This window comes from Vibrio sp. KUL70 (assembly GCF_059725515.1).
Genome location: NZ_AP045834.1, coordinates 1,843,088 through 1,865,119, shown reverse-complemented (window position 1 = coordinate 1,865,119; position 22,032 = coordinate 1,843,088). Strand labels below are relative to the sequence as shown.

The 22,032-nt window shown below is 43.4% G+C and carries 21 protein-coding genes and 2 pseudogenes; 15 read left to right on the top strand and 8 right to left on the bottom strand.

The genetic code is table 11. The features are described from left to right. Positions 1-264: 264 nt before the first annotated feature. Positions 265-1,614, top strand: a complete 1,350-nt coding sequence (locus AC6I7V_RS08060) for a polysaccharide lyase family 7 protein (RefSeq protein ID WP_255230494.1) — start codon at positions 265-267, stop codon at positions 1,612-1,614. 117 nt (positions 1,615-1,731) lie between these two features. On the opposite strand, the gene AC6I7V_RS08055 is transcribed toward AC6I7V_RS08060, so the two are convergent. Next, positions 1,732-2,616 carry a LysR family transcriptional regulator gene (locus AC6I7V_RS08055; protein ID WP_498010638.1) on the bottom strand — a complete coding sequence of 295 codons (885 nt, stop codon included), beginning with the start codon at positions 2,614-2,616 and terminating at the stop codon, positions 1,732-1,734. 296 nt (positions 2,617-2,912) lie between these two features. Between AC6I7V_RS08055 and AC6I7V_RS08050 the strand changes: the two genes are divergently transcribed. The 7 genes from AC6I7V_RS08050 (at position 2,913) to AC6I7V_RS08020 (ending at position 10,481) form a co-directional block, all read left to right on the top strand. Continuing rightward, complete coding sequence (locus AC6I7V_RS08050) at positions 2,913-3,149, top strand: VPA0252 family protein (protein WP_498010637.1); 237 nt, start codon at positions 2,913-2,915, stop codon at positions 3,147-3,149. A gap of 188 nt (positions 3,150-3,337) precedes the next feature. Further along, positions 3,338-6,613 (top strand): mechanosensitive ion channel domain-containing protein, encoded by a 3,276-nt coding sequence (locus AC6I7V_RS08045; protein ID WP_498010636.1) that lies wholly within the window; start codon positions 3,338-3,340, stop codon positions 6,611-6,613. Between the two features lie 93 nt (positions 6,614-6,706). Beyond that, complete coding sequence (locus tag AC6I7V_RS08040; RefSeq protein ID WP_498010635.1) at positions 6,707-7,303, top strand: hypothetical protein; 597 nt, start codon at positions 6,707-6,709, stop codon at positions 7,301-7,303. A gap of 114 nt (positions 7,304-7,417) precedes the next feature. Further along, a complete protein-coding gene (locus tag AC6I7V_RS08035) occupies positions 7,418-7,918 on the top strand; it encodes a GNAT family N-acetyltransferase (protein WP_498010634.1) in 501 nt (166 codons plus the stop codon). A 54-nt stretch (positions 7,919-7,972) separates the two neighbouring features. Further along, positions 7,973-8,773, top strand: coding sequence for a PhzF family phenazine biosynthesis protein (locus AC6I7V_RS08030; RefSeq protein WP_498010633.1), 801 nt, complete (start codon positions 7,973-7,975; stop codon positions 8,771-8,773). Between the two features lie 276 nt (positions 8,774-9,049). Beyond that, complete coding sequence (locus AC6I7V_RS08025) at positions 9,050-9,928, top strand: 6-pyruvoyl trahydropterin synthase family protein (RefSeq protein WP_498010632.1); 879 nt, start codon at positions 9,050-9,052, stop codon at positions 9,926-9,928. A gap of 220 nt (positions 9,929-10,148) precedes the next feature. Beyond that, complete coding sequence (locus tag AC6I7V_RS08020) at positions 10,149-10,481, top strand: YnfA family protein (RefSeq protein WP_498010631.1); 333 nt, start codon at positions 10,149-10,151, stop codon at positions 10,479-10,481. 267 nt (positions 10,482-10,748) lie between these two features. Here the strand turns inward: AC6I7V_RS08020 and AC6I7V_RS08015 are convergent, their stop codons facing one another. Both AC6I7V_RS08015 and AC6I7V_RS08010 read right to left on the bottom strand, forming a co-directional pair. Then, positions 10,749-11,723, bottom strand: coding sequence for an integron integrase (locus tag AC6I7V_RS08015; protein ID WP_498010630.1), 975 nt, complete (start codon positions 11,721-11,723; stop codon positions 10,749-10,751). Between the two features lie 1,001 nt (positions 11,724-12,724). Beyond that, on the bottom strand, positions 12,725-14,254 hold the full coding sequence (locus AC6I7V_RS08010; protein WP_140150449.1) for an IS1182 family transposase: 1,530 nt from the start codon (positions 14,252-14,254) through the stop codon (positions 12,725-12,727). Between the two features lie 372 nt (positions 14,255-14,626). On the opposite strand from AC6I7V_RS08010, the gene AC6I7V_RS08005 reads away from it, so the two are divergent. Further along, positions 14,627-14,953 (top strand): hypothetical protein, encoded by a 327-nt coding sequence (locus AC6I7V_RS08005; RefSeq protein ID WP_498010629.1) that lies wholly within the window; start codon positions 14,627-14,629, stop codon positions 14,951-14,953. A 22-nt stretch (positions 14,954-14,975) separates the two neighbouring features. Here AC6I7V_RS08005 and AC6I7V_RS08000 read toward each other — a convergent pair. Continuing rightward, a pseudogene (locus AC6I7V_RS08000) lies at positions 14,976-15,194 on the bottom strand (IS110 family transposase); the annotation flags it as partial. 183 nt (positions 15,195-15,377) lie between these two features. On the opposite strand from AC6I7V_RS08000, the gene AC6I7V_RS07995 reads away from it, so the two are divergent. The 4 genes from AC6I7V_RS07995 to AC6I7V_RS07980 all read left to right on the top strand — a co-directional run bounded on the left by AC6I7V_RS07995 (position 15,378) and on the right by AC6I7V_RS07980 (position 16,776). Next, on the top strand, positions 15,378-15,635 hold the full coding sequence (locus tag AC6I7V_RS07995) for a type II toxin-antitoxin system Phd/YefM family antitoxin (protein WP_255230507.1): 258 nt from the start codon (positions 15,378-15,380) through the stop codon (positions 15,633-15,635). Continuing rightward, positions 15,623-15,925: a type II toxin-antitoxin system RelE/ParE family toxin gene (locus AC6I7V_RS07990; RefSeq protein ID WP_255230509.1), complete on the top strand. Its 303-nt coding sequence runs from the start codon at positions 15,623-15,625 to the stop codon at positions 15,923-15,925. The genes AC6I7V_RS07995 and AC6I7V_RS07990 overlap by 13 nt, the downstream gene beginning before the upstream one ends. Before the next feature lie 217 nt (positions 15,926-16,142). Further along, complete coding sequence (locus tag AC6I7V_RS07985; protein WP_498010628.1) at positions 16,143-16,475, top strand: type II toxin-antitoxin system RelE/ParE family toxin; 333 nt, start codon at positions 16,143-16,145, stop codon at positions 16,473-16,475. Then, on the top strand, positions 16,462-16,776 hold the full coding sequence (locus AC6I7V_RS07980) for a helix-turn-helix domain-containing protein (RefSeq protein WP_255230510.1): 315 nt from the start codon (positions 16,462-16,464) through the stop codon (positions 16,774-16,776). The genes AC6I7V_RS07985 and AC6I7V_RS07980 overlap by 14 nt, the downstream gene beginning before the upstream one ends. A 279-nt stretch (positions 16,777-17,055) precedes the next feature. On the opposite strand, the gene rplY is transcribed toward AC6I7V_RS07980, so the two are convergent. Further along, positions 17,056-17,334, bottom strand: a complete 279-nt coding sequence (gene rplY / locus AC6I7V_RS07975) for a 50S ribosomal protein L25 (RefSeq protein ID WP_255230512.1) — start codon at positions 17,332-17,334, stop codon at positions 17,056-17,058. A gap of 369 nt (positions 17,335-17,703) precedes the next feature. Between rplY and AC6I7V_RS07970 the strand changes: the two genes are divergently transcribed. Both AC6I7V_RS07970 and AC6I7V_RS07965 read left to right on the top strand, forming a co-directional pair. Then, entirely contained in the window at positions 17,704-18,432 is a 729-nt protein-coding gene (locus AC6I7V_RS07970) for a glycosyltransferase family 2 protein (protein ID WP_498010627.1), read from the top strand. A 16-nt stretch (positions 18,433-18,448) separates the two neighbouring features. Continuing rightward, positions 18,449-19,268: pseudogene (locus tag AC6I7V_RS07965) on the top strand (VTT domain-containing protein). A gap of 59 nt (positions 19,269-19,327) precedes the next feature. Here AC6I7V_RS07965 and AC6I7V_RS07960 read toward each other — a convergent pair. From AC6I7V_RS07960 to AC6I7V_RS07950, 3 genes are all read right to left on the bottom strand, one after another. Continuing rightward, positions 19,328-20,674 carry an ATP-binding protein gene (locus AC6I7V_RS07960; RefSeq protein ID WP_498010626.1) on the bottom strand — a complete coding sequence of 449 codons (1,347 nt, stop codon included), beginning with the start codon at positions 20,672-20,674 and terminating at the stop codon, positions 19,328-19,330. Positions 20,675-20,734: 60 nt separating this feature from the next. Continuing rightward, entirely contained in the window at positions 20,735-21,394 is a 660-nt protein-coding gene (locus AC6I7V_RS07955) for a response regulator transcription factor (protein ID WP_032552202.1), read from the bottom strand. Between the two features lie 106 nt (positions 21,395-21,500). Beyond that, positions 21,501-21,902, bottom strand: coding sequence for a PepSY domain-containing protein (locus tag AC6I7V_RS07950; protein WP_255230517.1), 402 nt, complete (start codon positions 21,900-21,902; stop codon positions 21,501-21,503). Positions 21,903-22,032: the final 130 nt, after the last annotated feature.

Here is a 22,032-nt window from a genome sequence, read left to right as displayed (position 1 = left end):
CGGTAGGAGAATTGCTTGCAAGAGTCGCAATAAGCAATGGACAACAGATGTGTTTCAAAGTCTACATGCAAACATACATGCGATTATCGGTATAAAGATGAGTGATATCACACATTGTGATATTTGTAATATAATAATTTATTTGTGTGATGTTTTGCCAGCTTGTCGTACAAATCTTCATCTATATTATCTTCCGTTGTGCAGAGGAAGCTGTGCAACCTATGGAATAAAATAATAAACGTGAAACAAATCATGGAGACTTGTATGATTTTTAAACCTTGCAAACCACTATCTTGTGCTGTCATGTTTGCGCTGTTTTCTGGTTCTGTTGCGGCAGAACAGCTAAATATTCAATCGGCATCGGATTGGGGTGGTTCGCACTCTTCTTATCCTGCGTCGAAGGCAATTGATGGTGACACCAACTGGTCGTCACGCTGGGCTGCGCAAAACGCTCCGGTTAACCTCGTACTCGATCTTGGTTCTGTTCAGAACGTTCAAGACGTCAAGATCGCTTGGGGTAAAGGCGAAGAGCAAACCTACAAATTTGAGATTCGTGCGTTAGCTGATGAAAGCTCTAGTACTTGGGATAAGGTCTACTATGGTGAAAGCGGAGGCAATACATCCGATTTTGAAAGCTACGATGTACAAGACGTTCAAGCGCGTTGGGTTCGAATTAAGGTGTTTTCAAACAGTGCTGAGAGTGTATGGACTAACATTACTGAAGTACAGATTCATGGTAACGAGGGGCAAGATTTTGGGTTAGACCCGAATGCGCCACCTTCGGGCAACTTTGACCTTCTGGATTGGTATGTGAGTATTCCAGTGGATGAAGGCGATGGTTACGCAACGTCAATCAAAGAGAATACTTTGGCTGCGGGCTATGAAGATGAGTTTTTCTACACTGGTAGCGATGGTGGTTTGGTGTTCTATACGCCAGTTGAAGGGGTCACCACATCGAGCGGTACTAAGTATGTGCGAACTGAGCTGCGTGAAATGCTACGTCGCGGTGACACGTCTTACTCTACATCTGGCAAGGATAATAACTGGGCGTTCTCTTCAATTCCTTCAAGCGAGCAAGCAGCCTTTGGCGGTATTGATGGCACTCTGAATGCTACATTGGCAGTTAACCATGTGACAACCACCACCTCAAATACTGAGCAAGTGGGTCGAATCGTGATCGGTCAAATCCACGCGGAGAAAAATGAGCCAATTCGTCTGTACTACCATAAGCTGCCTAATAACGATAAGGGAGCAATCTATTTTGCTCATGAGACGTCGCAGTCTACTGGAGGTGATGAAACTTGGTACAACTTACTGGGTAACATGGTAACGTCTGATGGTGATCTGAATAGTCTAAGTAACCCGAGTGACGGCATCGCCTTGGATGAGACTTTCTCATACTCGATTGTGGTGGAGGGTGACAAACTGATCACAACCATCAGTCAAAATGGAACTGAGCTTGCTGCAAAAGAAGTCGACATGAATAATAGTGGATACGATGACGCCGACAACTACATGTATTTTAAAGCGGGCATCTACCTACAAGATAACACCAGTAATGACAGTGACTATGCCCAAGTGACCTTCTATCAGATCGATAATAGTCATAACTAATCGTCGCTAAAGGAGTGTAACTAAAGGTGATGATGCGTGTCATCACCTTTTATTTTTAATGTTGGTCTGTTGGCCAGGTCGGGCTGTTACTGACTCAACCCCATTTAGCTCGAATGGTTATCCACGGTTCTCGGAAAGGGTCTCTTTGAGCACTCTAAATAACCATTGATTTAATGGAGATTGTTGTTGAGAGCGACGACAACTCATGACGTAATGGATCTCGATGTTCAGTGTTTGAGGCAAATGAATACTTCGACAACCTTCTGGAACGCTGCCGTTAGTTGTGACGCCAAAGTGATCTGTCTGCAGAACGATATCATGGACGTTTTGTGGGTGCGTGACTTCTGCCTTGGGTTTAAATCGAAACCCAACATTACTTAGGCGCTCGATGAGTGGGTATTTATTATCGTTCCAACCTGCGGTCTTGTGCAGAACCACAGGGTAGCCTGTTAGATTGTAAACATCAGTCGCGGGGTGGTCGTTACGAACGAAAAAGACCACAGAGCCGCGCCCAAACTCAGTTTGAGCAATAGACTGCGGAAGAGTTTCATCAAAGTAGTGTGCCGCAACCGCATCTTCACCATCAATGATTCGATTTCTAGCATTGGTATCCCAGGGGAGAAAGGATGCGGTAGCCTTGGGCGCTTCTTTTAATAGCTTCAGGTACAACTTGTCACCCAACTGCTGCCAGAAATGGTTGTTGGCATAGATCTTAACTGAACCCTGATAGGTTTCAGGAGTAAACCCTTCCGGCTTAATCAAACTCATGCTGCTAATGATGCTCTCAAAGTGCTGAATATTCGCTTCAACAAACGAGGTCGGTTCGAACCCTTGCTTAGTCTGAATAAACAGCGGGTCGTCGAGCTGGTTTTTGAGCTTCGAGAGGCTTTTGCTAATAGCGCTCGACGTTTTACCTAGAGTGTCGGCAACCAAGCCAACGTGTCGAAGTTCATACATTTTCTTCAAGACTAAGATGTTTTGAATATCAAGGTTGGTGTTCATGTCCTTCTCCGAATACGCATCCACCTGCTCATATTAATCATAAGTATTAGTCGGAAAGACAAGGGAAGGTCAAAATCTAATTTGGCAATATCATTACACACGGGGTCATGGGTTTCTTATTTGGAAATCTTGGTTTTCCTCGTGACAGCAAAGGCTTAGCGCTAAAGTATTCTTATCGAAACGAAAGGTATCGAAACGTAAGGTATCGAAACGAAAGGCATCGAGATGAGAGTCACAATGGAAACAACCATTGATGTCGATACAACGAACAATAGATAAGAACAATGAGGTGATGTATGAAAAAGCTAATCGCACTAGGCCTAATGGCAATTTCAATGAACACGGCTTTTGCAGCTGACGGTAACTTCACAGGCACTATCGATATGACGCCTGCTTCACACAACCAAGTTCAATCTGAACGCATCGCACCAGAGCCAAAACTGCAAGGTCGCAACGAAGCGTCTGATGGCGGAGTACGTTTTGTATCGCACGCAGATCAACATGAGCCTGTGTTAAATGGTCGTCGTGACTAGTTACTTGATGCGTGATCTGGTTGATTGAAACGTCAATCTGCTTGTCAATTCATCGTTTTACCTAGCAGCCTGCACTGAAAATGTGCGGGCTGTTCTATTTTTAGGTAATTAATTGAATTACAAAGCAGAATTTAAAAATTTTTCCTACACTTAGGTAAGTTTCGTTTGCCTAATATAGGGAGAAAGATGTGTTCAATTGGAGGCTAACTCGACTATCAAACCTCTTGATGCTGTGGATACTGACTTTGTGTATTGCCGTGGCACCTTTAAATGTACTTGCACAAGCACTGCCTGAACTGGATTTCATCGACAGTGAAATGACTAAACTGAGTGCTGAAAATCCCACCAACGAAGTGCTCATTGGTCAATATGAGACTCTGAAAGCACGGTTGGAGAGTTTTGATGAAAAGCGTGACGAGCGCGACGAATATCTCAAAGCCATCACTCAGTTTCCTGTTCAACGTGAACGATTGATCAAAAGTATCAATGATGTTGAATCGTTGGATATCTTCAAAACGGATCGGCTCGTTAAGTTCAGTGATCTTTCTCAATCCATAGCATCGTTACAAGCGGCTCTCGTGGAGTGGCGAACCTCATATCAAACGAAATCTGAACAGGCGAAACAACTTGGGACGGCTCGAACGGAGTTGCCGCGCGATTTGGCTCAGCTAGATAGGCAGATCGAAAAAGCGACTTTAGATAAGAGCGATAATGGAGAGGTGATGGCTCAGTGGCTGGAGTTGAGCAATTTGACCAGTTTAAAGTTGGATCGTGAAGTACTTGCGGCTGAGCTACAAAGTTTAGATGAGCGCACGGAAATTGTTCGTTTAGAACGCCAGCTGCTCGATCGTAAGATCAAACTAGCAACCCCTCTCGTTATTAATCTTCAAGAGCGGCTGACTCAAGTTGAGCAAGCCTCAGTACGTGAGCTTATTGATCAAACTAATAAATTGAGAGTTCAAAGAGACAGCTTAACTCTGCCTGATCAGGAAAGGTTGGATCGATTGACGGCTTTCGCTGCAGAGTTAGAGCAAGTTCTGGTTGAGATAGATCAAGCGAGAGTCACGGTACATGAGATCGATTCGCAGCGGAGAAGCCTAACCAGCGAGCTACGGTTAATTAAAGATAATCTAAATTGGCTACGAGATAGCACCGCTTTTGGCGACTCTATTCGAGCGCAATTGCAACGCTTGCCTACTGTGGACGATAGCAGTGAGATCCCGAATAGTATTGCTCATGCCCATATCAGAAAATATGAGATAGGGCAGACCATAAGTGACTTTGCTGTGACGAGTTCAGTGGTCAAAATTCAGCAAACGACAGAACCTGTTGACGAGTTAGGACAACTGACACAATTAGTCTTAAAACAGCTTACGGATAGTTACGACAAACTGATCGTCGCCCTTAGCAAGCTTCAAACGTCTAAAAGCCAATATGTAATAGAAGTGAATGGCGCGCGCACTTTTTTACAACAGCAGCAACTTTGGAGTCGCAGTAATGTTCCTTTGTGGCAACACCTGACCAGCCTTGATCGTGACGTGTGGTTTGGAGACCAACGTCCGTTTATCGAGAGGCTTAATCAACTCACTAAAGAACAACTGATTAGTATCGGAGCTTTAGTCGCGTTGTATAGTGCAACATTGTTTGTTCTGTATAGCCGTTTCTCCAAACGAGCGGTTGACCGCAGATTGGCGTATCAGAAAATATTTGGGCATCCACTCAAAGATAAATTCCGGTTTACTCTTATCCTGTTTTTAATGGCCGCGCTACGGGCAATAGCTTTGCCGCTGTGGTTTGGAATCACGGCGTATATCGTGCATTGGCTGTGGCCGATTTCGAGCTCAGAAGAGATTAAAACCACGACTGTTGCCGCGATGACCGGGCTGTTTGTGGTTGAGGTGATATTTTCACTGAGTTCTCCTAAAGGTGTGCTCGATCTGCACCTCAGTTGGCCGAGCTACATTTGCGAGTATCTGCACTTGGGAGCTAAGCGTGTCCGCTGGCCATTAACTCTGTTGTTAGTTGCAATTTACATGGCGGAACTGGCTGCTGGTGCAAAAGAGGCGGAGGTTTCTCGCGTTCTGTTCTTGGCACTCATAGCGTCAATGTTGGCGGTATACAGCTCTTTACTCAAGAAACAGCACCTTCCTTCGACATTCCCGTCGCCCTTTAATCAAGGCCTATCTCTGTTCGTGATTCGTGCTGTGGTATTAGGTTCGTTTGTCGGAGTGCTCGCAATGGCGATTGTGGGCTTGTATGTCGCGTCGTGGGTGCTGTTTATCTATCAGCAGTTGACCATTTTCGTGATTTTGGGTGGTTTGTTCGCCTATCAACTTGCTGAGCGTTTCCTTAAACTTGAACATCGCCAACTGACCTATCAGCGATTGTTAGAGCGCCGAGAAGAGTTAATTGCTCAGCAGCAAGAGCAAGCAGACGAACCGCCAGAATTAGCTGAGCTGCGAGAGTCAATACCGGATGTTGAAGAGCAAGCTTTAGGCAGTGAACAAGTCAGTGAACAGTCGATTACCTTGCTTAGAGGGCTGTCATTAATTGGACTCGTGATTGCATTATTAACCTTATGGGCGAGCGCCTTAGAGATGACAAGTCAACTTGACAATGTTGTGGTTTGGCAGGTGAGCGAAGCCACCGATTCTGGTTCAAGGTTAGTAGACATTACCATTCAATCTCTGATTTATGCGGTGATTACGCTATTGGTGACTATGGTTGGGGTCCGCAATTTACCTGGTGTGTTAGAACTGCTTATTTTAAGGCGCTTAAGTCTTGCACCGGGCTCCGGTTACGCCATCACCACACTGCTTAGATATTTGATTTTGGTCGGAGGTGTGCTTACCGTGTTTGCGATGCTAGGCTTCCAATGGTCTCGTTTGCAGTGGTTAGTCGCCGCTTTTGGTGTCGGTTTAGGTTTTGGTTTACAAGAAATTTTTGCCAACTTTATCTCTGGTTTGATCCTTCTGTTCGAGCGGCCAATTCGGATTGGTGATATTGTGACGATCAATGAATTGTCAGGAACAGTCAGTAAGATACAGACCCGTGCAACGACGATCATCGATTGGGATAACAAAGAGATAGTTGTCCCGAATAAAGTGTTCATTACCGAGAAGTTGATCAACTGGTCGTTGACCGATCCAGTCACCCGTGTCGTGATCCCAATTGGAGTCGCGTATGGTACGGATGTCGAAAAAGTGGAATCACTGCTATATCAAATCGCAAGTGACAATCCACTGGTTCTTGAAGAACCATCCCCATATGTGGTGTTCCTTGCCTTTGGTGCCAGCAGTCTAGACTTTGAACTGCGTGTACACATCCCTGCGATTGAACACCGTTTGAGGACGATTCACTTGATTAACAAGAACATTGATAAGCTATTTAAAGAAAACAACATCGAGATTGCTTTCCCTCAAATGGATATTCATGTTCGTGATTGGCCGGAAAAGCCGAATTAATCTAACTGTGTTTTGAAGGTGAAGGTTGCTGGCTCTAATGAGGTGGCAATCTTCTTTATTGTGCATTGCCTATAAAAGGAGATTAATCAGCCCATGTTTGAACCCATTGAGATGGAATTAGACGAACTCAACATTGCGATATACGCGCCAAACAATCAATTCTCTACAGATGTTAATCTCTTGTCGGAATCCGAACTAACAGAACCTGTGTTGAACAGTAAAAAACTGGACGCGTTATTGGTCTCTTCTAATGACCTTAACCAGTCAAAGCATCTGATTGAGCTATGCCAGATCTCAGATACTTTGTTGTTGGTGTTTGATAACCCCTCTAATGATATGAGTGCTGTGTCTCGAGTTATTGAGAACTTAATCGCAAAGCTGCAATCACATGAAATGCCGAATAATCTCGATGTTGTCGACCTACGCAGCTTGTCCGAAAGCAGTGATTTTCTTTTTGCTTTTGATAACCACAGTTCAGCGTGTGACTTTCTCGATGTACAGAACCTAGGAAAAGTAGTTGGTGGCGTTCACCTTGCTCATAGAGTTACCGAGTTATCACAATACGAAAATGCGACCAATCAGCTTCTAGATCGATTTCCTGATACTGCATACCTGTGTGCCAGCATTTACAGTGATGGTGTCGGTGAGTCTACAACGGTAATAGGTATTAAATCAGCACCGTCTAGATAGTGATCAGTTGAGTCTGTTCGCGAGAAAAAATATCGCATATTCAATTCATTAGATTGCTGTAGCCATGTAACTGATGTACAACAAGCCTCTTGATAATAATAAGAGAGTAATTGCATGACCCTAGTAGTTAGACAAGTCAACGTTGAAGATGCGCAAGGCATTACTGAAGTGCTTAATCCGATTATCGAAGAAGGTTTGTATACTATTCTCGATACCACTTTTTCTGTCGAGGAAGAGAAGAGCTTTATCGTAAATTTCCCCAAACAAGGCGTGTTTACGGTTGCGGTAGACATGGGTAGCGATAAAGTTATCGCCTTTCAGAATATTGAACCTTTTGCCTCATACACCAAAGCATTTGATCATGTGGGTATTATTGGAACCTTCGTGGATAGCGAAAGCCGTGGTAAAGGTGTTTCAAAGCAACTATTCCAATCGACTTTCGAAGTGGCGAAGCAAAAAGGCTATGAAAAGCTGTTTGCTTATGTGCGTGCTGACAACGAACGTGCATTAGCCGCATATATACGCCAAGGCTTTGAAGTGGTGGGCACAGCCAAAAAACACGCAAAAGTAGGCGATGTTTACATTGATGAAGTCTTGATAGAGAAGTTCTTGTAAGTCTCGTCATTGCCAAAAAATAGAAGTAAACCATTTCAAGGAAAAGAAGGTTACATGAATCTAGATATTTACCAAGTCGATGCTTTTACCTCGGCACCTTTTAAAGGTAACCCTGCCGGTGTTTGTATTACCGAACAGCCATTAAGTGAAGATTTGATGTTTGCTATCGCCCAAGAAATGGCGGTATCAGAAACGGCATTTCTTACATTACATGATATGAACCTACGTTGGTTTACGCCTGAGATTGAAGTGAAGTTGTGCGGTCACGGCACACTTGCTATGACCCATGTTTTAGTTGAGCGTGGAGATTTGCGTGTAGGAGAACAAGTCACTTTTGACACCTTATCAGGCCTATTGACAGCAGCTGTGCTGGAAGATGGTATAGAGCTGGACTTCCCGCAAACTCAACTTCAGCTCGACTTAGAGATCAATGAACCGTTAGCCGCAGCACTAGGCATTAAAGTTCAAGACATTGAAGCTTATGGCGAGTTTGATTCTAAGGTCTTTATCCGACTCCCAAGTGAAAGGGCAGTGCTCGAACTAACACCTAATTTCGACGCAATGAAGCAACTTCAAGGGCGAGGAGTTGTAGTTACAGCGCTATCAAATGACGAGAACTTAGATTTTATCTCGCGTTACTTTGCTCCTTGGGTTGGGGTAAATGAAGATCCAGTAACCGGTTCAGCCCACTGTGCCTTAGGTCAATTCTGGAGCGAGAAGTTGGGTAAAAATTCATTGAGGGCTTATCAAGCTTCCAAGCGAGGCGGTGATGTTAGCGTAGAAGTGCTATCTAATCATCGCATTAAGCTTAAAGGGAGCGCGAAGACGGTGATCAAAGGCGTAATGAGCGTTTAACTATTATCACGTCAACGCTGTAAATCCTCACTAAAAGTGACGATAAGATGCGAGATCGTGCTCATTTCAGACGCTGGACTAGGCTTTAATCGACGCATTGTTGAAAATCGTACAGAGATTGGCCTTTTCTAATGAGAGGCGCGTTAAAAAGGTGGACTTTACCAAGCGGTTGTACCATCCTGCGTCTCCAATTTCATTCAACCTAAGCAATGAGACGAAGTGTCTGCTGAAAAGTTAATCAGCCTCCCGTATCTCATTAATAGTAAGGAGTTCAACTTGAACCTATTTGTAAGAGATCTTACCGTTATCGATTCTTCATACATCTGTGAACGCAGAGGGGTCGTGGGAGATAGTTGGATTTTAGATGTGATCATGTCTGGCGAGCTCAATGAAATGAGCATGGTGCTAGATTTCGGCAGGGTAAAAAAGCAGATCAAACACCTTGTTGATGAGTATATTGACCATCGCTTGCTGGTGCCAATGAAAAATCCATCCATCATTCACAACGCGACCAAACCGGGCTACTCAACGCTTGACGTAATGCGTGGTGATAAGAGCATTCACCTGCAATGCCCAGATGAAGCGTACTGCTTGATTGATGCTGAAGCGATCACCATCGAAAGTATCACAGCACATGTCTACGATATTCTGCGTGACAATCTACCGAGTAATGTTTCTGGTCTAGAAATCACCCTCCGCCACGAGAAGATTGATGGTGCGTTTTACCACTACACTCACGGCCTTAAGAAACATGACGGCAACTGCCAACGTATTGCTCATGGTCACCGTTCACCTGTTGAAATTCTGGTTGACGGTACAAGAGATGCAGAGCGAGAAAAGGCTTTTGCAAAACGCTGGGAAGATATCTACCTCGGTTCACAAGAAGATGTGACAACGCTAGACGCGCTTAACCTGAGTGAGCATGCACAAGCTGTAACAGATGAAAGCCACTATGCTTTCCGTTACACAGCTCCGCAAGGTGAGTTCGAGCTAGCCATTGCTAAGAGCGAAACTGAAATCTTACTAACGGACACAACGGTTGAGTTACTGGCGGGATATATTGCTGACCAAGTAAAGCCAAGTCTCAACGATGGTCAGTCTCTTCAGATTGTCGCTTACGAAGGTGTAGGCAAAGGCGCAATGGCCTCTCGCTAAACTACTTTAAAAACTTTCGATGCACTGGTAATGCAAACGCAAACCAGTGCATTTTTGTTTTCAGATCCTATTTTATTAGTTGTTTTAATTTACCAGTTACTGAGAATAAGTAGAGTTTACTCTTTATAAAGGTGCTTGAACCAAGTCGGTTCGGATAAAAGCGATAGTGGAAATTGGGTGAAGCGTACAATAGTGCCCACAGAAGAAATAGGAAATTAACTTGTTAGAACCGAAGACGATAGGGCTTTTCTTTGTCACAGCTATTGCCGAGATATTGGGGTGTTACCTACCTTATTTATGGTTAAAAGAAGACAAATCGATATGGCTCTTGGTGCCGGCCGCTATGTCTCTCGCTCTCTTTGCTTGGTTGCTATCTTTACACCCAACGGCTGCAGGCAGAGTTTATGCGGCTTACGGTGGTGTCTATATATTTGTCGCAATTTTATGGTTGTGGGCTGTGGATGGGATTCGTCCGACGTTATGGGATGTTGTCGGCGCATGCGTAGCTATGTTAGGTATGGCGATTATTATGTTCGCGCCAAGAGGTGCTTAGTAAAGTGATGTTGATATGATGGGTTTAGTGAATGTAATCCAACCTAGGTACTAACAACTTGCATGGTCACGCAAAGTTTACTCTTTTAGAAAGCTCGAAGTAGAGAGTAGTAAGTCTGCAATCCACTGTTTTAAATATGTGTTTGTTAGATATCCAGTTATTGAGTTTTGAGTATGACTAAACATCTCAGCCACGGAGCAGGCGATCGTGCCTTGTTTCGTAATTATGAAGTCATTTTAGAATTCGGAATCCGAATTTCATCTGTTGTTATTTTACAAATATTCTTGATAGTGGGCTAACAACGCCATTGGCGCCTCTATCAATGATGTGAGTATAGATTTGCGTTGTCTTCAAATCTGTGTGCCCTAGTTGTTCTTGAACGGTTCTGATATCCGCTCCGCTTTGAAGAAGGTGCGTAGCGAATGAGTGCCTTAAAGTATGACACGAGATATTTTTCTCAATGTTGGCTTTTTGGCCTGCTATCTTAATGTGCTTTTGAAGCGCTGTGGGGTGAATATGGTGCCTACGTAGCTCGCCTGTTTGTAAATCTGGTGACAAACGATTAGAGGGAAAGAGAAATTGCCAATTTAGATTCCTTTCTGCGTTCGGGTATTTTCTTGCGAGAGCTTCGGGAATATATACGCCAGAAAAAACCGGATCATTCATATCTTGATGATAGTAACTTGCGGATTTTTGTTGCTGTTGTTTGATAGCGGGAAATAGCTCTGGTGCTATTGTAACTATGCGGTTTTTGCCTCCTTTCCCTTGCCATACTCGCACTAATTTATATTCATAATCAATATCTTGTATACGTAAGCGCAGACATTCCATTAAACGCAGCCCTGATCCATACATTAGTTGATAAGGTAATTTGTAGTTAGGTGAACAGTGATTGAATAGCCTTCCAGTTTCTTCTGGAGTCATGACTGTTGGCAATTTTCTTGATTTATCTGAACGCCGAAATTGCATATCAAGTTCTACGGGTTTTTGAATAATTTCTTTGTATAAAAAAACTAATGCATTGAGGACCAGACTTTGTGTTTTCCTCGCTGACTTTTTGTTGACAACGAGGTGCGTTAGGAAATCTTCTACATGCCTGGAAGTTAAGTTTTTAGGGTGCTTTTTATCATGATAAAGAATGTATTGGTGAATCCAATAAATGTAAGCCTCCGTTGTGCGAAGGGCATAGTGTCGTCCAAGCATATATTCTTGTATATACGATAAAAATGGTGATTTTTTCATTAAGTTATAACTGGTTATACATACATGTTCTTCAGTTTGGCACATCAATTCATGCTATATAGAAAAATTCTGCATTTTGGGATGTGGGAAGGGGGTTGTAGGTCTTAAGTTACTGTTAGTTTGCATAAAAACGGGGTATCGTTTATGGCATTAAGATACTAGACAGAATAATTCTGTATTTAAGTGCAGAATTATTCTGTCTAATATAGCTGTTAGTTTGCAAGAGGAAAAACGCAGCTATATCGCAAGATCTAGTGGTAAAAGCTCAAAGTTTAAGTTGTCGTATTGGCTTCCAATTTTAGTGTTAACTAGCGTGGTGAAAATCCAAAATTGGCATCGTTTCAACGGTTGGTTTGTTCTTTGGTGCGGCTACTTTGGGTTAACTGAGTTGAATTTGTTTGCTGAAACTCTGCTCGTTGAGTTTGTTGGTACAAAAGCCGCTTTACTCGCTGAAATGACGTTTTCTCTGGTGTGGAAAGTTCACGTGGTTTCAGTGACTTTGTTGAAAGTCCGCATTGTGAGATTGGTTTTCCAAAAACACTTTTTGGTGTTGTGAGCTCGTTTTCTGCGGCGTTGTTTGTTCCAAGTGGTTTCATTGAGTAGCCGCTTTGAGACTACGCATGACCTAAATGCATCAAATCACATAAAGTTTATTGTTTGCAAAGTTTAAAATAACTTAAAATCAACGTCTTGGGTTTGCAAACTAACAAACTGTTTAAGAGTGATTCGCAACGCGTGGCATTTTTACCATGCGTTGGTTTAAGTGATTAAGGTGGTTTGCGGCAGTATCGGTATTGCGTTGCTCACACCTTAACAGGGCGTTGAGGCTGTAGAATTTCTCTTTTTTCAGCCAATACCACCTGACTTTTTGAGCACTTTCCCCGTCTACATTGGCTTAAATACTGTGCAGTGATATTGGCGCTTACGGTGGCTGTCAAAGATATACAGTGAGAAAGGTGCTGTGGTCGCTAATTTGGTGAGATTTAGAGGTGGTTCCCCCTCTAATGGATGTAATTTCGTAACTTTTCTATGTTGTGGAGCATGCTAAACATCGCCCATTGGGCGTTTACTTTTTCTCTTCCTCTTAGCGTGAACCGATTCATCTGTTTATTTACGGTAATGTTGCCGAAAACGGGTTCAACGCATCCCAGTCGCTTACTATATTGCCGCCTGCCTTCGGGACTATCAATCTTGTCTTTCATGGCTTGCATGTGGTCAAAGTCTTTGGTGTTTTTGTAGATAAAGAAGACTTGTCGGCCTTGCTGTTTACCTGGTGGCTTTCTCATGCACTGAGGTTGATGCACACAGTTTCGACAGTCATTGAGATAACCGCAAAATTGGGCACCACGCTCTCCGCTTATTACGGCATTTTTGCTGCTGAGGCGCATCATATTCCCAGCAGGACAACGGCAAGTCATAGCGTCTTGGTCAAACTCAAACATAGAAATGGGATAACAGGTTTTACCAGTTTTAGAACGTTTTTTACGTTTCTTTGCCTGCTCAGTTTGATAGGTCTCACTGCTTTGAAAGAGCGGGTTGCGACTACGGAAAGCGGTATCAGCGATGTAGCAATCGTAGGGTGTGTCAGCTAAAAACTTGAGATTGGCTTTACTGTGAAAACCGCTGTCAGCAGTGAACTTGGTTGTATGCTCGACCGAGTTTGGAAGCTTGTCCAGTTGTGCCTTTAAAGCGAGTACTGCAGGTTTGAGTGTTTGCTGCTCTCCGACGCTGCCCCACACTTGGCTGTGCAAAATGATTTGGTTTTTGTCATCAGTGATGGCGATACCGTTATAGCCTTGAATCGTGCCTTTTGAGGTGGTCATTTTTGCACTGTCGTTATCGGTAATGTTACTTTTTATCGGCTTGTTGTTGGAGCCTAACTTATCTTGAGTGCTTGCTAAAAACTTACCGATTTTATTCGCGCTGTTATCGAGTTTTTGCTTTTGCCTTAGAGCTTGCTCAACAACCTCGTTTGGGAGGGTATCTTGGCTTTGATGGCGTTCGATAATACGTTTACTAGCTCGTTCCAGTTTCTCTTTTTTGCGGCGTAACTCCTCGTGAGTGCCACTCCACTCTTTGCTGGCATTGGATGAAATTTTACATCCATCAATGGCAAACATGTTACGACCGATGAGGCCTTGTTCATCGCATATCATTAGGACTTGAGTGAAGAGTGGTTCAATGGTGTCTTTCATTTTTGCGATGAAGGCAGCAATGGTGGTGAAGTGCGGTCTTACATCGCCAGACAGACACATGAAGGTAACATTGTTGATGCAGGCTCTTTCAATACGTCGACTTGATAGCATGCCAAGAGAATAGGCGTAAAAGATAATCTTGAGCATGATGGAAGGTGGGTATGCAGCTGCCCCGTTTTTGTCGTTGCAATAGTGTTCATCAAAGAGTGATAGATCTAGGTGGTTATCGACGATATGAGATATCGCATACTCGATGGTGCCAGGGATGAGCTGCTCGTCAATGATGACAGGGACAAACATGTTTTGATTGGAGTAATCGGTTTTGAAGTTAGGCATAACTGTGTTTCGTGACGAATAATTAAGATTAGATCACAAGGAGTTAGTGCGTTCAAGTTCATATCATGATGAAATGTCGGTAGGATCAGAATTGAGGACGGGTAAGAGAGAAATCCTACAAGCTCGTTGAGGCTGTAGAATTTCTCTTTTTTCAGCCAATACCACCTGACTTTTTGAGCACTTTCCCCGTCTACAATTGTTGATGCAGGCTCTTTCAATACGTCGACTTGATAACATGCCAAGAGAATAGGCGTAAAAGATAATCTTGAGCATGATGAAATGTCGGTAGGATCAGAATTGAGAACGGGTAAGGTAGAAATCCTACAGGCTCGTTATGCTCTATGCTGAAAATGGAACTTTATGGAGGCTGAAATGAATATCAAAGAGTCTGATTGGAAAGTCTTTTGCGAGATCAAAAACGAAGCTATTCAGTTGTATTGCACAAGGCAACTGACGGAAGTTATTAATACTATTACTGACGAGTCAGAGTTAGCAGGGGAAAGATTTCATTTCATGTGCCAATTTTCCCAAGCATCTGAAAAGCAAATGAAGCTTATCTTTGATGGTCACTCTAGAAGTAAGGCATTTATGCAACTCATGCTTATGTGTGAAGAAAACTTGGTAACACAAGAACAATTTGAACGCCTTTCTGATGAAATCAAACAAGACATTTCGGAGCTAATTGGAAGACGAGCATAGCAAGAGACTATGGCGTCAATAGTTAATTTTTGGCGCTATCCTTATCCCACATAACACCATCTCTTAGTATCGAATTTAAGATCACAACCATCTTTCTCATGCAGGCAACTATCGCTACTTTTTTTGGTTTTCCTGCCGCAAGTAATCGTTCATAAGCCGTCTTAAAAACAGGGTTACATTGGATGGCCGACATCATTGCCATGTATAAAACTGTGCGAACTTGAACACGACCGCCTTGGATCATTTAAGAGCGATTCGCAACGCGTGGCATTTTAACTATGCGTTGCGTTCAGTGTTTAAGGTGGTATGCGGCGGCATTGGTATTGCGTTGCTTAAACCTTAACAGGCTCGTTAGCCGTCATGGAGCTTGCTATACTAAAGTGATAGAATAGTATCACTTTAGTATTCCTTTGGAGTCGCTCCTATGAAAGTAGAACTAGTTACATCACTCAAACGTCAAGCAACTAAGATCCTTGCCGATCTCCATGATACCAAAGAACCAGTGTTAATTACTGAGCATGGTAAGCCATCTGCGTATCTAGTTGATGTTGATGATTACGAATCTATGAAAAATCGTTTAGCTATTCTAGAGGGTATTGCACGAGGTGAGCGTGCGCTAGCTGATGGTAAAGTGGTAAGTCATGATGAAGCCAAGGACAAAATGTCGAAATGGCTGAAGTAATTTGGACTGAACCAGCGTTATCTGACCTCAATGATATCGCTGAATACATCGCACTTGAAAATATCGTAGCTGCAAAGCAGTTAGTACAAACGATCTTTTCCAAAGTCGAACGCCTACAAACTTTCCCAGAGTCAGGTCGTATTCCACCCGAGCTAGAACATTTAAGTTATCGTGAAGTTGTCGTTAATCCATGTCGTGTTTTCTATAAACAAGACGGTGACAAAGTGTTTGTTCTGTTCGTTATGCGTGTCGAGAGAGATTTGCGTAAGTTCTTGTTGGGTAAGCAATAGTCTTTGGTAATGAGTGCTAACAAACTGTTTAGGAGTGATTCGCAACACGTGGCATTTTTAATATGCGTTGATTTTAGTGTTTTAGGTGGTTTGCGGCGGCTTCGGTATTGCGTTGCTCACATATATAGTTCACTACAGATCTGCACCTCAAATGACAATAACTACGTTAATCACGTATAGTTTTGCTATCTGTACGCCACTTGCGTATACTTTGCGCATGAAAAGTGTATTCGTCGAATCAACCATATTTGAAAAGTACCGTAGTGAATACCTCAGTGATGAAGAGTTTAGATTTTTCCAAGCTGAGTTAATGTCTAACCCGAAACAGGGGGACGTAATTCAAGGTACAGGTGGTTTGCGAAAGGTTCGAGTTGCAAGTAAAGGTAAAGGCAAGCGTGGTGGCTCTCGCGTTATCTATTACTTCCTCGATGAAAAGCGTCGTTTCTACTTGCTGACGATTTACGGCAAGAATGAAATGTCGGACTTAACCGCAGACCAAAAGAAACAACTAAAGGCTTTTATGGAGGCGTGGCGTAATGAGCAATCGTGATTTATTTGCAGAGTTAAGTTCAGCACTTGTTGAGGCTAAAGAGCATTCAGAGGGCAAGCTTACCCTTAAAACTTATCAAGTTAACGACATCAGTGAGTTAAATATCTCACCTGATGAAATCGTGAGCATTCGAGAGCAGTTTAATATGTCTCGTGGCGTTTTTGCTCGTTTGTTGCATACTTCATCTCGTACACTAGAGAACTGGGAACAAGGGCGTAGCGCACCAAATGGGCAAGCTGTAACCCTTTTAAAACTGGTTCAGCGTCATCCAGAAACTCTGTCGCATATCGCTGAGCTATAACAAACTGCTCAAGACAGATTCGCAACGCGTGGCATTTTCGGTTTGCAGTGTGTTTGTTTTAGTTACGCTTGAGCAAGGGTGTGGAATTGGTTGAAGGGCAAGGCTCTGGGAGCTGGTCTTGTTAGATGAAGGCAATAGGGCTTTTGTACCCTTTAAAAACGGTGAAACCCCGATGTTGGTAGCATCGGGGTTTCGAATTTTTAGATTTATCGATTGGTAAGGTCGATTTATCTTTTATGCAAAAGGTTGGATTTATCCAACTAATTCCTTGGTAGGGAATTAGATGCGGATGAAGTCCATGTGCTCAACTTTTGGCTTGTAAGCGTGACGTTGAACGTCTTGTGGCTTAACCTTAACTTCTGCGCCGTCGATCACTAGAGTGATTGCTTCGTAGAATTCAGGCTTATCCATTTGGTTGATCACGTCGTCGTGTACTAGCGCGATAGAAACTGGCGCTGCTTCACCACCGTAAACAACTGCTGGGAATTGACCAGCGTGACGTAGGCGGCGGCTCGCACCTTTACCTAGTTCAGTACGTACTACTGCTTCGAATTTCATAGTTTTACTCTCAAATTAGTAAAAATTAAGTTCACACCTCAATGCGACCTTGAGTGTGTGGTAATGCTCAACATAAACAAGTTCATGTTTGAGCGAGCGCGGATACTAACACTCAATTCATGATTGAGCAAGCAAGATCCCCACTTGGAAATAAAATAAACGAGCAAATTGGTGCGTTTGTAGAGAAAACCACCGGAAGTGCTCGTTTTTGCTATTTTATCTGTTTTCAGCACTGTCACCAAATCCATTTTAACCTTCATCAAATCATCACGTTAATGAACGGAATATGAATGCCAAACTAAGGGTTGGTTAAGGCGTACCTAGTTAATCTTATTGCTACTTAAACAGCAGAACGTAATAGGTGGATTTATGGAACCGATCAGCATTGTCGTTATCACGTTAAACGAAGAGAAGCGCATTGGGCGTCTAATGGAAGAACTGAGTGTTCAGACGCATCAAGAATTTGAAGTTATCGTAGTGGATTCAAATAGCGACGACAAAACCAGAGAGGTCGCTCAAGCGTATGAGAGTGCGTTACCTTCCCTTACTATTCATCATATGCAAGAGCGAGGTGTGAGTTTAGGTCGTAATACTGGCGCTTCGCTAGCTAAGTACAACCGCATTCTTTTCTTAGATGCCGATGTGGCACTGCCAAGAAACTTCTTAGCTAAAGCTTTGTACGAACTCGATGAGCGTAAGCTTGAAGTGTCAGGCGTTTACATGAGCTCGAAAGGTTTACCTTTAGTACATAAGTTTGGATACGGCTTGTTTAACGTTGGATTGTTTACAACTCAATTCTTCTTCCCAACTGCAGTAGGTGCGTGCATTTTCTCGACTAAACGCGCACATCAAGAAATCGGTGGTTTTGATGAAGAGATTGTACTGTGCGAAGACTGTGACTACGTGAAGAGAGCAAGCAAAACATGGCGTTTCCGTTTCCTCAATATGACATTTGGTTTTGACCCAAGACGTTTAGACCAAGATGGCGTTGTTGAAACTGGCATGACTTACCTTAAGGCGAACGTGCGTCGATTCTTCAAAGGCGAAATGCGCAACAACGAAATGAACTACCAGTTCGGTCACTACAGAGAGCAATAATCAGAAAGGTATCGCTATGTTTGAGGGACTAGGACTGTTTTTAGGCGCATTAGGTGATGCGCTGATCGGCTCCAACCTTTTTGTACCGGGTGAGCCGTTTTTCATTGCTGCAGGGTATCAAGCTTATTCTGGTGTATGGTCGGCCTTGGTATGGGTGATGTTGGGTGGCTTTATCGGTGATCAACTTAGCTACTTTATTGGTTCGAAGTGGGGTTTTCAGGCACAGAGAAAGTTGATGGCTTATCGACCTAAAACAAGGCGATTGATAGCGCGTTGTCGATACCTTATCGCCAAAAAGGGAACCTACATAATTCTGTTTGCACGCTTGCTTGGCCCCGTTGCTTGGGTTGTGCCGGTTATCGCTGGATCGCACCGGGTCTCTTGGCATAAGTTTTCACTGCTGGCGACCATTGGTCTGATACTGGGTGGTGGTCAGTTTATCTTTTGGGGAGCACTACTGGCTCATGGCCTAGAGCATTTCCCGATGTTGCAAGGGGTTCAAACCTTGATCTCAGAGCATCAGAGCTTGTTGATTGGTCTGTTTTTAGTAGGTGTGTTTGCCATTCTTGCTCGTCGACTTAGGTGGCGAAAAGTGATGCTTAAATCGAGCGATCAGCTATGACAACGGATTAAAGCTAACGCCATACTCAGGCATTGTGACGATTTTGCATAACATTGATCCGAATGTTGATGCAGAGCGTGACAACTTAGAACTGCAAGTGAGACAAAACCTTCCTCAGTTATCGATAGAACAACAGCCCTTAGCGAGAGCCGAGGTTCTAAACGATGACCATGATTACTTTACCGATGGCAATATCTTGGTGATAGGAGGGTAAGGGAATTAAGAAAAGCGATTACATGAAAAGAGGTATTGAGTTGTGTACCTCTTTTCATTTTAACTTTGAGACAACTGCAGAATAAGCGTAGCTTTTAAACCGCCCATCGAGCTTTTTTCTAAATTGAGTTGCCCGCGATAGCTATGGGCCATCTCGTTTACGATATTGAGTCCTAAACCTGTCCCCGGCGTTGTTTCGTCTAGGCGCACGCCACGTTTAACCGCTTGGCTCATTTTCTCTTCCGGGATACCCGGTCCATCATCCTCAATAATCAGCTCAATTCGACCATCACTTATCTCGTTGGAGTGAACTCTGATAATGTTGGCAGCCCATTTATAGCTATTTTCTAGTAGGTTACCGATCATTTCATCAAGATCGGTTTTCTCGACGGCGACCTCAATCTCTGAATCCAGCTCGTTGATCATAGTGATTTCATTGGCCGCATAAACTTTATCAAACGCCATTGAAATCGCTTCGACGCGTTCACAAGGCGAGGACTTCACCGATAGGATGTTCATCGCACCCGCCATACGAGCGCGACCTAAATGATATTCAATCTGGCTCTGGATTTGGTCAATCGGTTGCTGCAGTAGGTGTTGGTTCTCTTCAGGCAGTGAGTTCACTTCATTTTTAAGTACTGACAGTGGCGTTTTTAAGGCGTGGGATAGGTTACCAGCATGGTGTCGAGCACGCTCTAACAACTCTTGATAATGAAAAAGTAAGGCGTTCAAGTCAGAGACTAGTGGGGAAACTTCTTTGGGATAGCTATCGCTGAGACCTTGCTGCTCCCCTTTACGTAGCATCGCCAGTTCGCGCTGCATTTTGTTGAGAGGAAGGAGTGACCAACTCACTTGGATACCAATCAAAAGCAGAACGCCAACAAACAACAATCCTAAAATAATCCAAACCTGACCAGTTAAATCATGGAGAGTCGATTCAAGCGGATCTTCATCGATACCTATGGTTATGGTGACAGGGTCACTTAGTTCTGGTAGGTAGATCAGTTGCTCGATATAAATCAGCTGCTCTTTGTCTGGGCCTTTAATTGATGTATGGATAGGGGATCGCTTGATATCCATATCTTTATCCCACAGTGAACGTGAACGAATCACTTGTCCTTGGCTTTCTGCTCGCCAATAAACACCACTGTATGGTTGATTAAATCTTGGATCAGACAGTCGCTCTAACATCATCAGCATGCCCGAGTCGTTGGTTTCGATATTGGCAGTGAGTTCGTCCATAGTTAAGCTTAGCTGCTGTTTTTGATCATCAACCAAATAGTCATTAACCAGCTTTGGAATACCAATACCAGCGGCAAGAATCATGGCGCCTAACCAAAAAGCCGCAGCAAGGAGCAAGCGGCTTTTTAAACTGATATTTTTGAAGGTTTTTTTATTTAGATTCATCACTATTTTGGTTCACTTTTGTCTAGGGTCAAAGTGAACCACTCACAGAGAGAAGAGGGATCAGTCAGCGTTAAGCTGATAGCCTAAACCACGCACGGTCTTAATGATTTTAGGTGCGATTTTTTTGCGAATACGGCCAATGAATACCTCTACCGTATTAGAATCACGGTCGAAGTCTTGCTTGTAAATGTGCTCAACCAATTCTGTACGCGAGATAACCTTGTCTTTATTATGCATGAAGTAAGCAACCACTTTGTATTCAAGCGCGGTTAAGCTTACTGCTTGCCCTTGCCAAAGCACTTTCGAGCTACGCGTGTCTAGGCTTAAATCACCGATTTGTTGGATTGGTGATGCCGAACCGGATGCTCGGCGTAGTTGGGCACGAATACGGGCGATCAATTCAACCATTTCAAAAGGTTTGGTGAGGTAGTCATCGGCACCTGCATTCAAGCCTTCTACACGCTGAGTTAAGGTGTCACGTGCACTTAGAATGATCACTGGTGTGTTGATATTCTCGTCTCGAATGCCTTTCAATACCGTTAACCCGTCGAGTTTTGGCAAGCCGAGGTCTAGAACAATCGCATCCCACTCTTCTGACGTTGCGCGATAAAGTGCATCAATACCATCTTGTGACAGTTCAGGCACCCAATCGGCTCCTTCGAGAGTTTCAATAATCTGTTCGCCTAAACGCGGTTCATCTTCAACGACGAGAATTTTCATGATTGGCTCTTCTTGCTTGTTGTTATTCGTTATTGTGTGTTGTTGTTCGTTATTCGCAGCGGGCAATATTGCTATTGCAGCGATTTATCATCGTTATTGTGGTGACTTATTCGCTGTCGGTTTTAATCGCTTCTTTAAAGTTTCGACCTTTGATCATCAACATCTCTAACGTTTCAGCGTTGTATTCGACCTTAATGATGTTGTTCTTGTAGTTGATTTTTAGTTCGTAGACCCAGATGTCGTCGTCCTCTTCGAGTTCAACTTTAATGATGCGACCATGTAGATCATTTTCTACCGCAGCGTACATCTCGGAAAATGGACGAATGTAGCCTTCTTGAACGGCTTCATAAACTTCGTCTTGATCTTCTTCAAACTCGATGCGGGTGCCTTCCTTATGCACATCTTGAACGAGGTCGTGCCCGTTAGGCTGTGATCCCGCCCATGCAGAGCCGGAACTCACTAAACCAAAGCTTAAAGACAGCAAAGAAATCATTGCTTTACTAAACATAGCGAATCCTAGGTAACCTTGATAGTAAGTAGTATAAAAAAGTGAAGATGAACAGAAAGTGAACCGTACCCATATTGAGACTTTAGCAGCCTTTGTTGTGAGGTTGATGACACAAGAACGGTAAACTAGG

What these genes read in the sequence shown, in the direction of transcription:
- AC6I7V_RS08050 (WP_498010637.1), top strand. Translation starts at nt 2,913, where the DNA reads ATGAAAAAGCTAATCGCACTAGGCCTAATGGCAATTTCAATGAACACG.
- AC6I7V_RS08035 (WP_498010634.1), top strand. Translation starts at nt 7,418, where the DNA reads ATGACCCTAGTAGTTAGACAAGTCAACGTTGAAGATGCGCAAGGCATT.
- AC6I7V_RS08015 (WP_498010630.1), bottom strand. Translation starts at nt 11,723, where the DNA reads ATGAAAAAATCACCATTTTTATCGTATATACAAGAATATATGCTTGGA.
- AC6I7V_RS08005 (WP_498010629.1), top strand. Translation starts at nt 14,627, where the DNA reads ATGAATATCAAAGAGTCTGATTGGAAAGTCTTTTGCGAGATCAAAAAC.
- AC6I7V_RS08010 (WP_140150449.1), bottom strand. Translation starts at nt 14,254, where the DNA reads ATGCCTAACTTCAAAACCGATTACTCCAATCAAAACATGTTTGTCCCT.
- AC6I7V_RS07995 (WP_255230507.1), top strand. Translation starts at nt 15,378, where the DNA reads ATGAAAGTAGAACTAGTTACATCACTCAAACGTCAAGCAACTAAGATC.
- AC6I7V_RS08040 (WP_498010635.1), top strand. Translation starts at nt 6,707, where the DNA reads ATGTTTGAACCCATTGAGATGGAATTAGACGAACTCAACATTGCGATA.
- AC6I7V_RS07970 (WP_498010627.1), top strand. Translation starts at nt 17,704, where the DNA reads ATGGAACCGATCAGCATTGTCGTTATCACGTTAAACGAAGAGAAGCGC.
- AC6I7V_RS07980 (WP_255230510.1), top strand. Translation starts at nt 16,462, where the DNA reads ATGAGCAATCGTGATTTATTTGCAGAGTTAAGTTCAGCACTTGTTGAG.
- AC6I7V_RS08030 (WP_498010633.1), top strand. Translation starts at nt 7,973, where the DNA reads ATGAATCTAGATATTTACCAAGTCGATGCTTTTACCTCGGCACCTTTT.
- AC6I7V_RS07955 (WP_032552202.1), bottom strand. Translation starts at nt 21,394, where the DNA reads ATGAAAATTCTCGTCGTTGAAGATGAACCGCGTTTAGGCGAACAGATT.
- AC6I7V_RS08060 (WP_255230494.1), top strand. Translation starts at nt 265, where the DNA reads ATGATTTTTAAACCTTGCAAACCACTATCTTGTGCTGTCATGTTTGCG.
- AC6I7V_RS07990 (WP_255230509.1), top strand. Translation starts at nt 15,623, where the DNA reads ATGGCTGAAGTAATTTGGACTGAACCAGCGTTATCTGACCTCAATGAT.
- AC6I7V_RS07960 (WP_498010626.1), bottom strand. Translation starts at nt 20,674, where the DNA reads ATGAATCTAAATAAAAAAACCTTCAAAAATATCAGTTTAAAAAGCCGC.
- AC6I7V_RS07985 (WP_498010628.1), top strand. Translation starts at nt 16,143, where the DNA reads ATGAAAAGTGTATTCGTCGAATCAACCATATTTGAAAAGTACCGTAGT.
- AC6I7V_RS08055 (WP_498010638.1), bottom strand. Translation starts at nt 2,616, where the DNA reads ATGAACACCAACCTTGATATTCAAAACATCTTAGTCTTGAAGAAAATG.
- rplY (WP_255230512.1), bottom strand. Translation starts at nt 17,334, where the DNA reads ATGAAATTCGAAGCAGTAGTACGTACTGAACTAGGTAAAGGTGCGAGC.
- AC6I7V_RS07950 (WP_255230517.1), bottom strand. Translation starts at nt 21,902, where the DNA reads ATGTTTAGTAAAGCAATGATTTCTTTGCTGTCTTTAAGCTTTGGTTTA.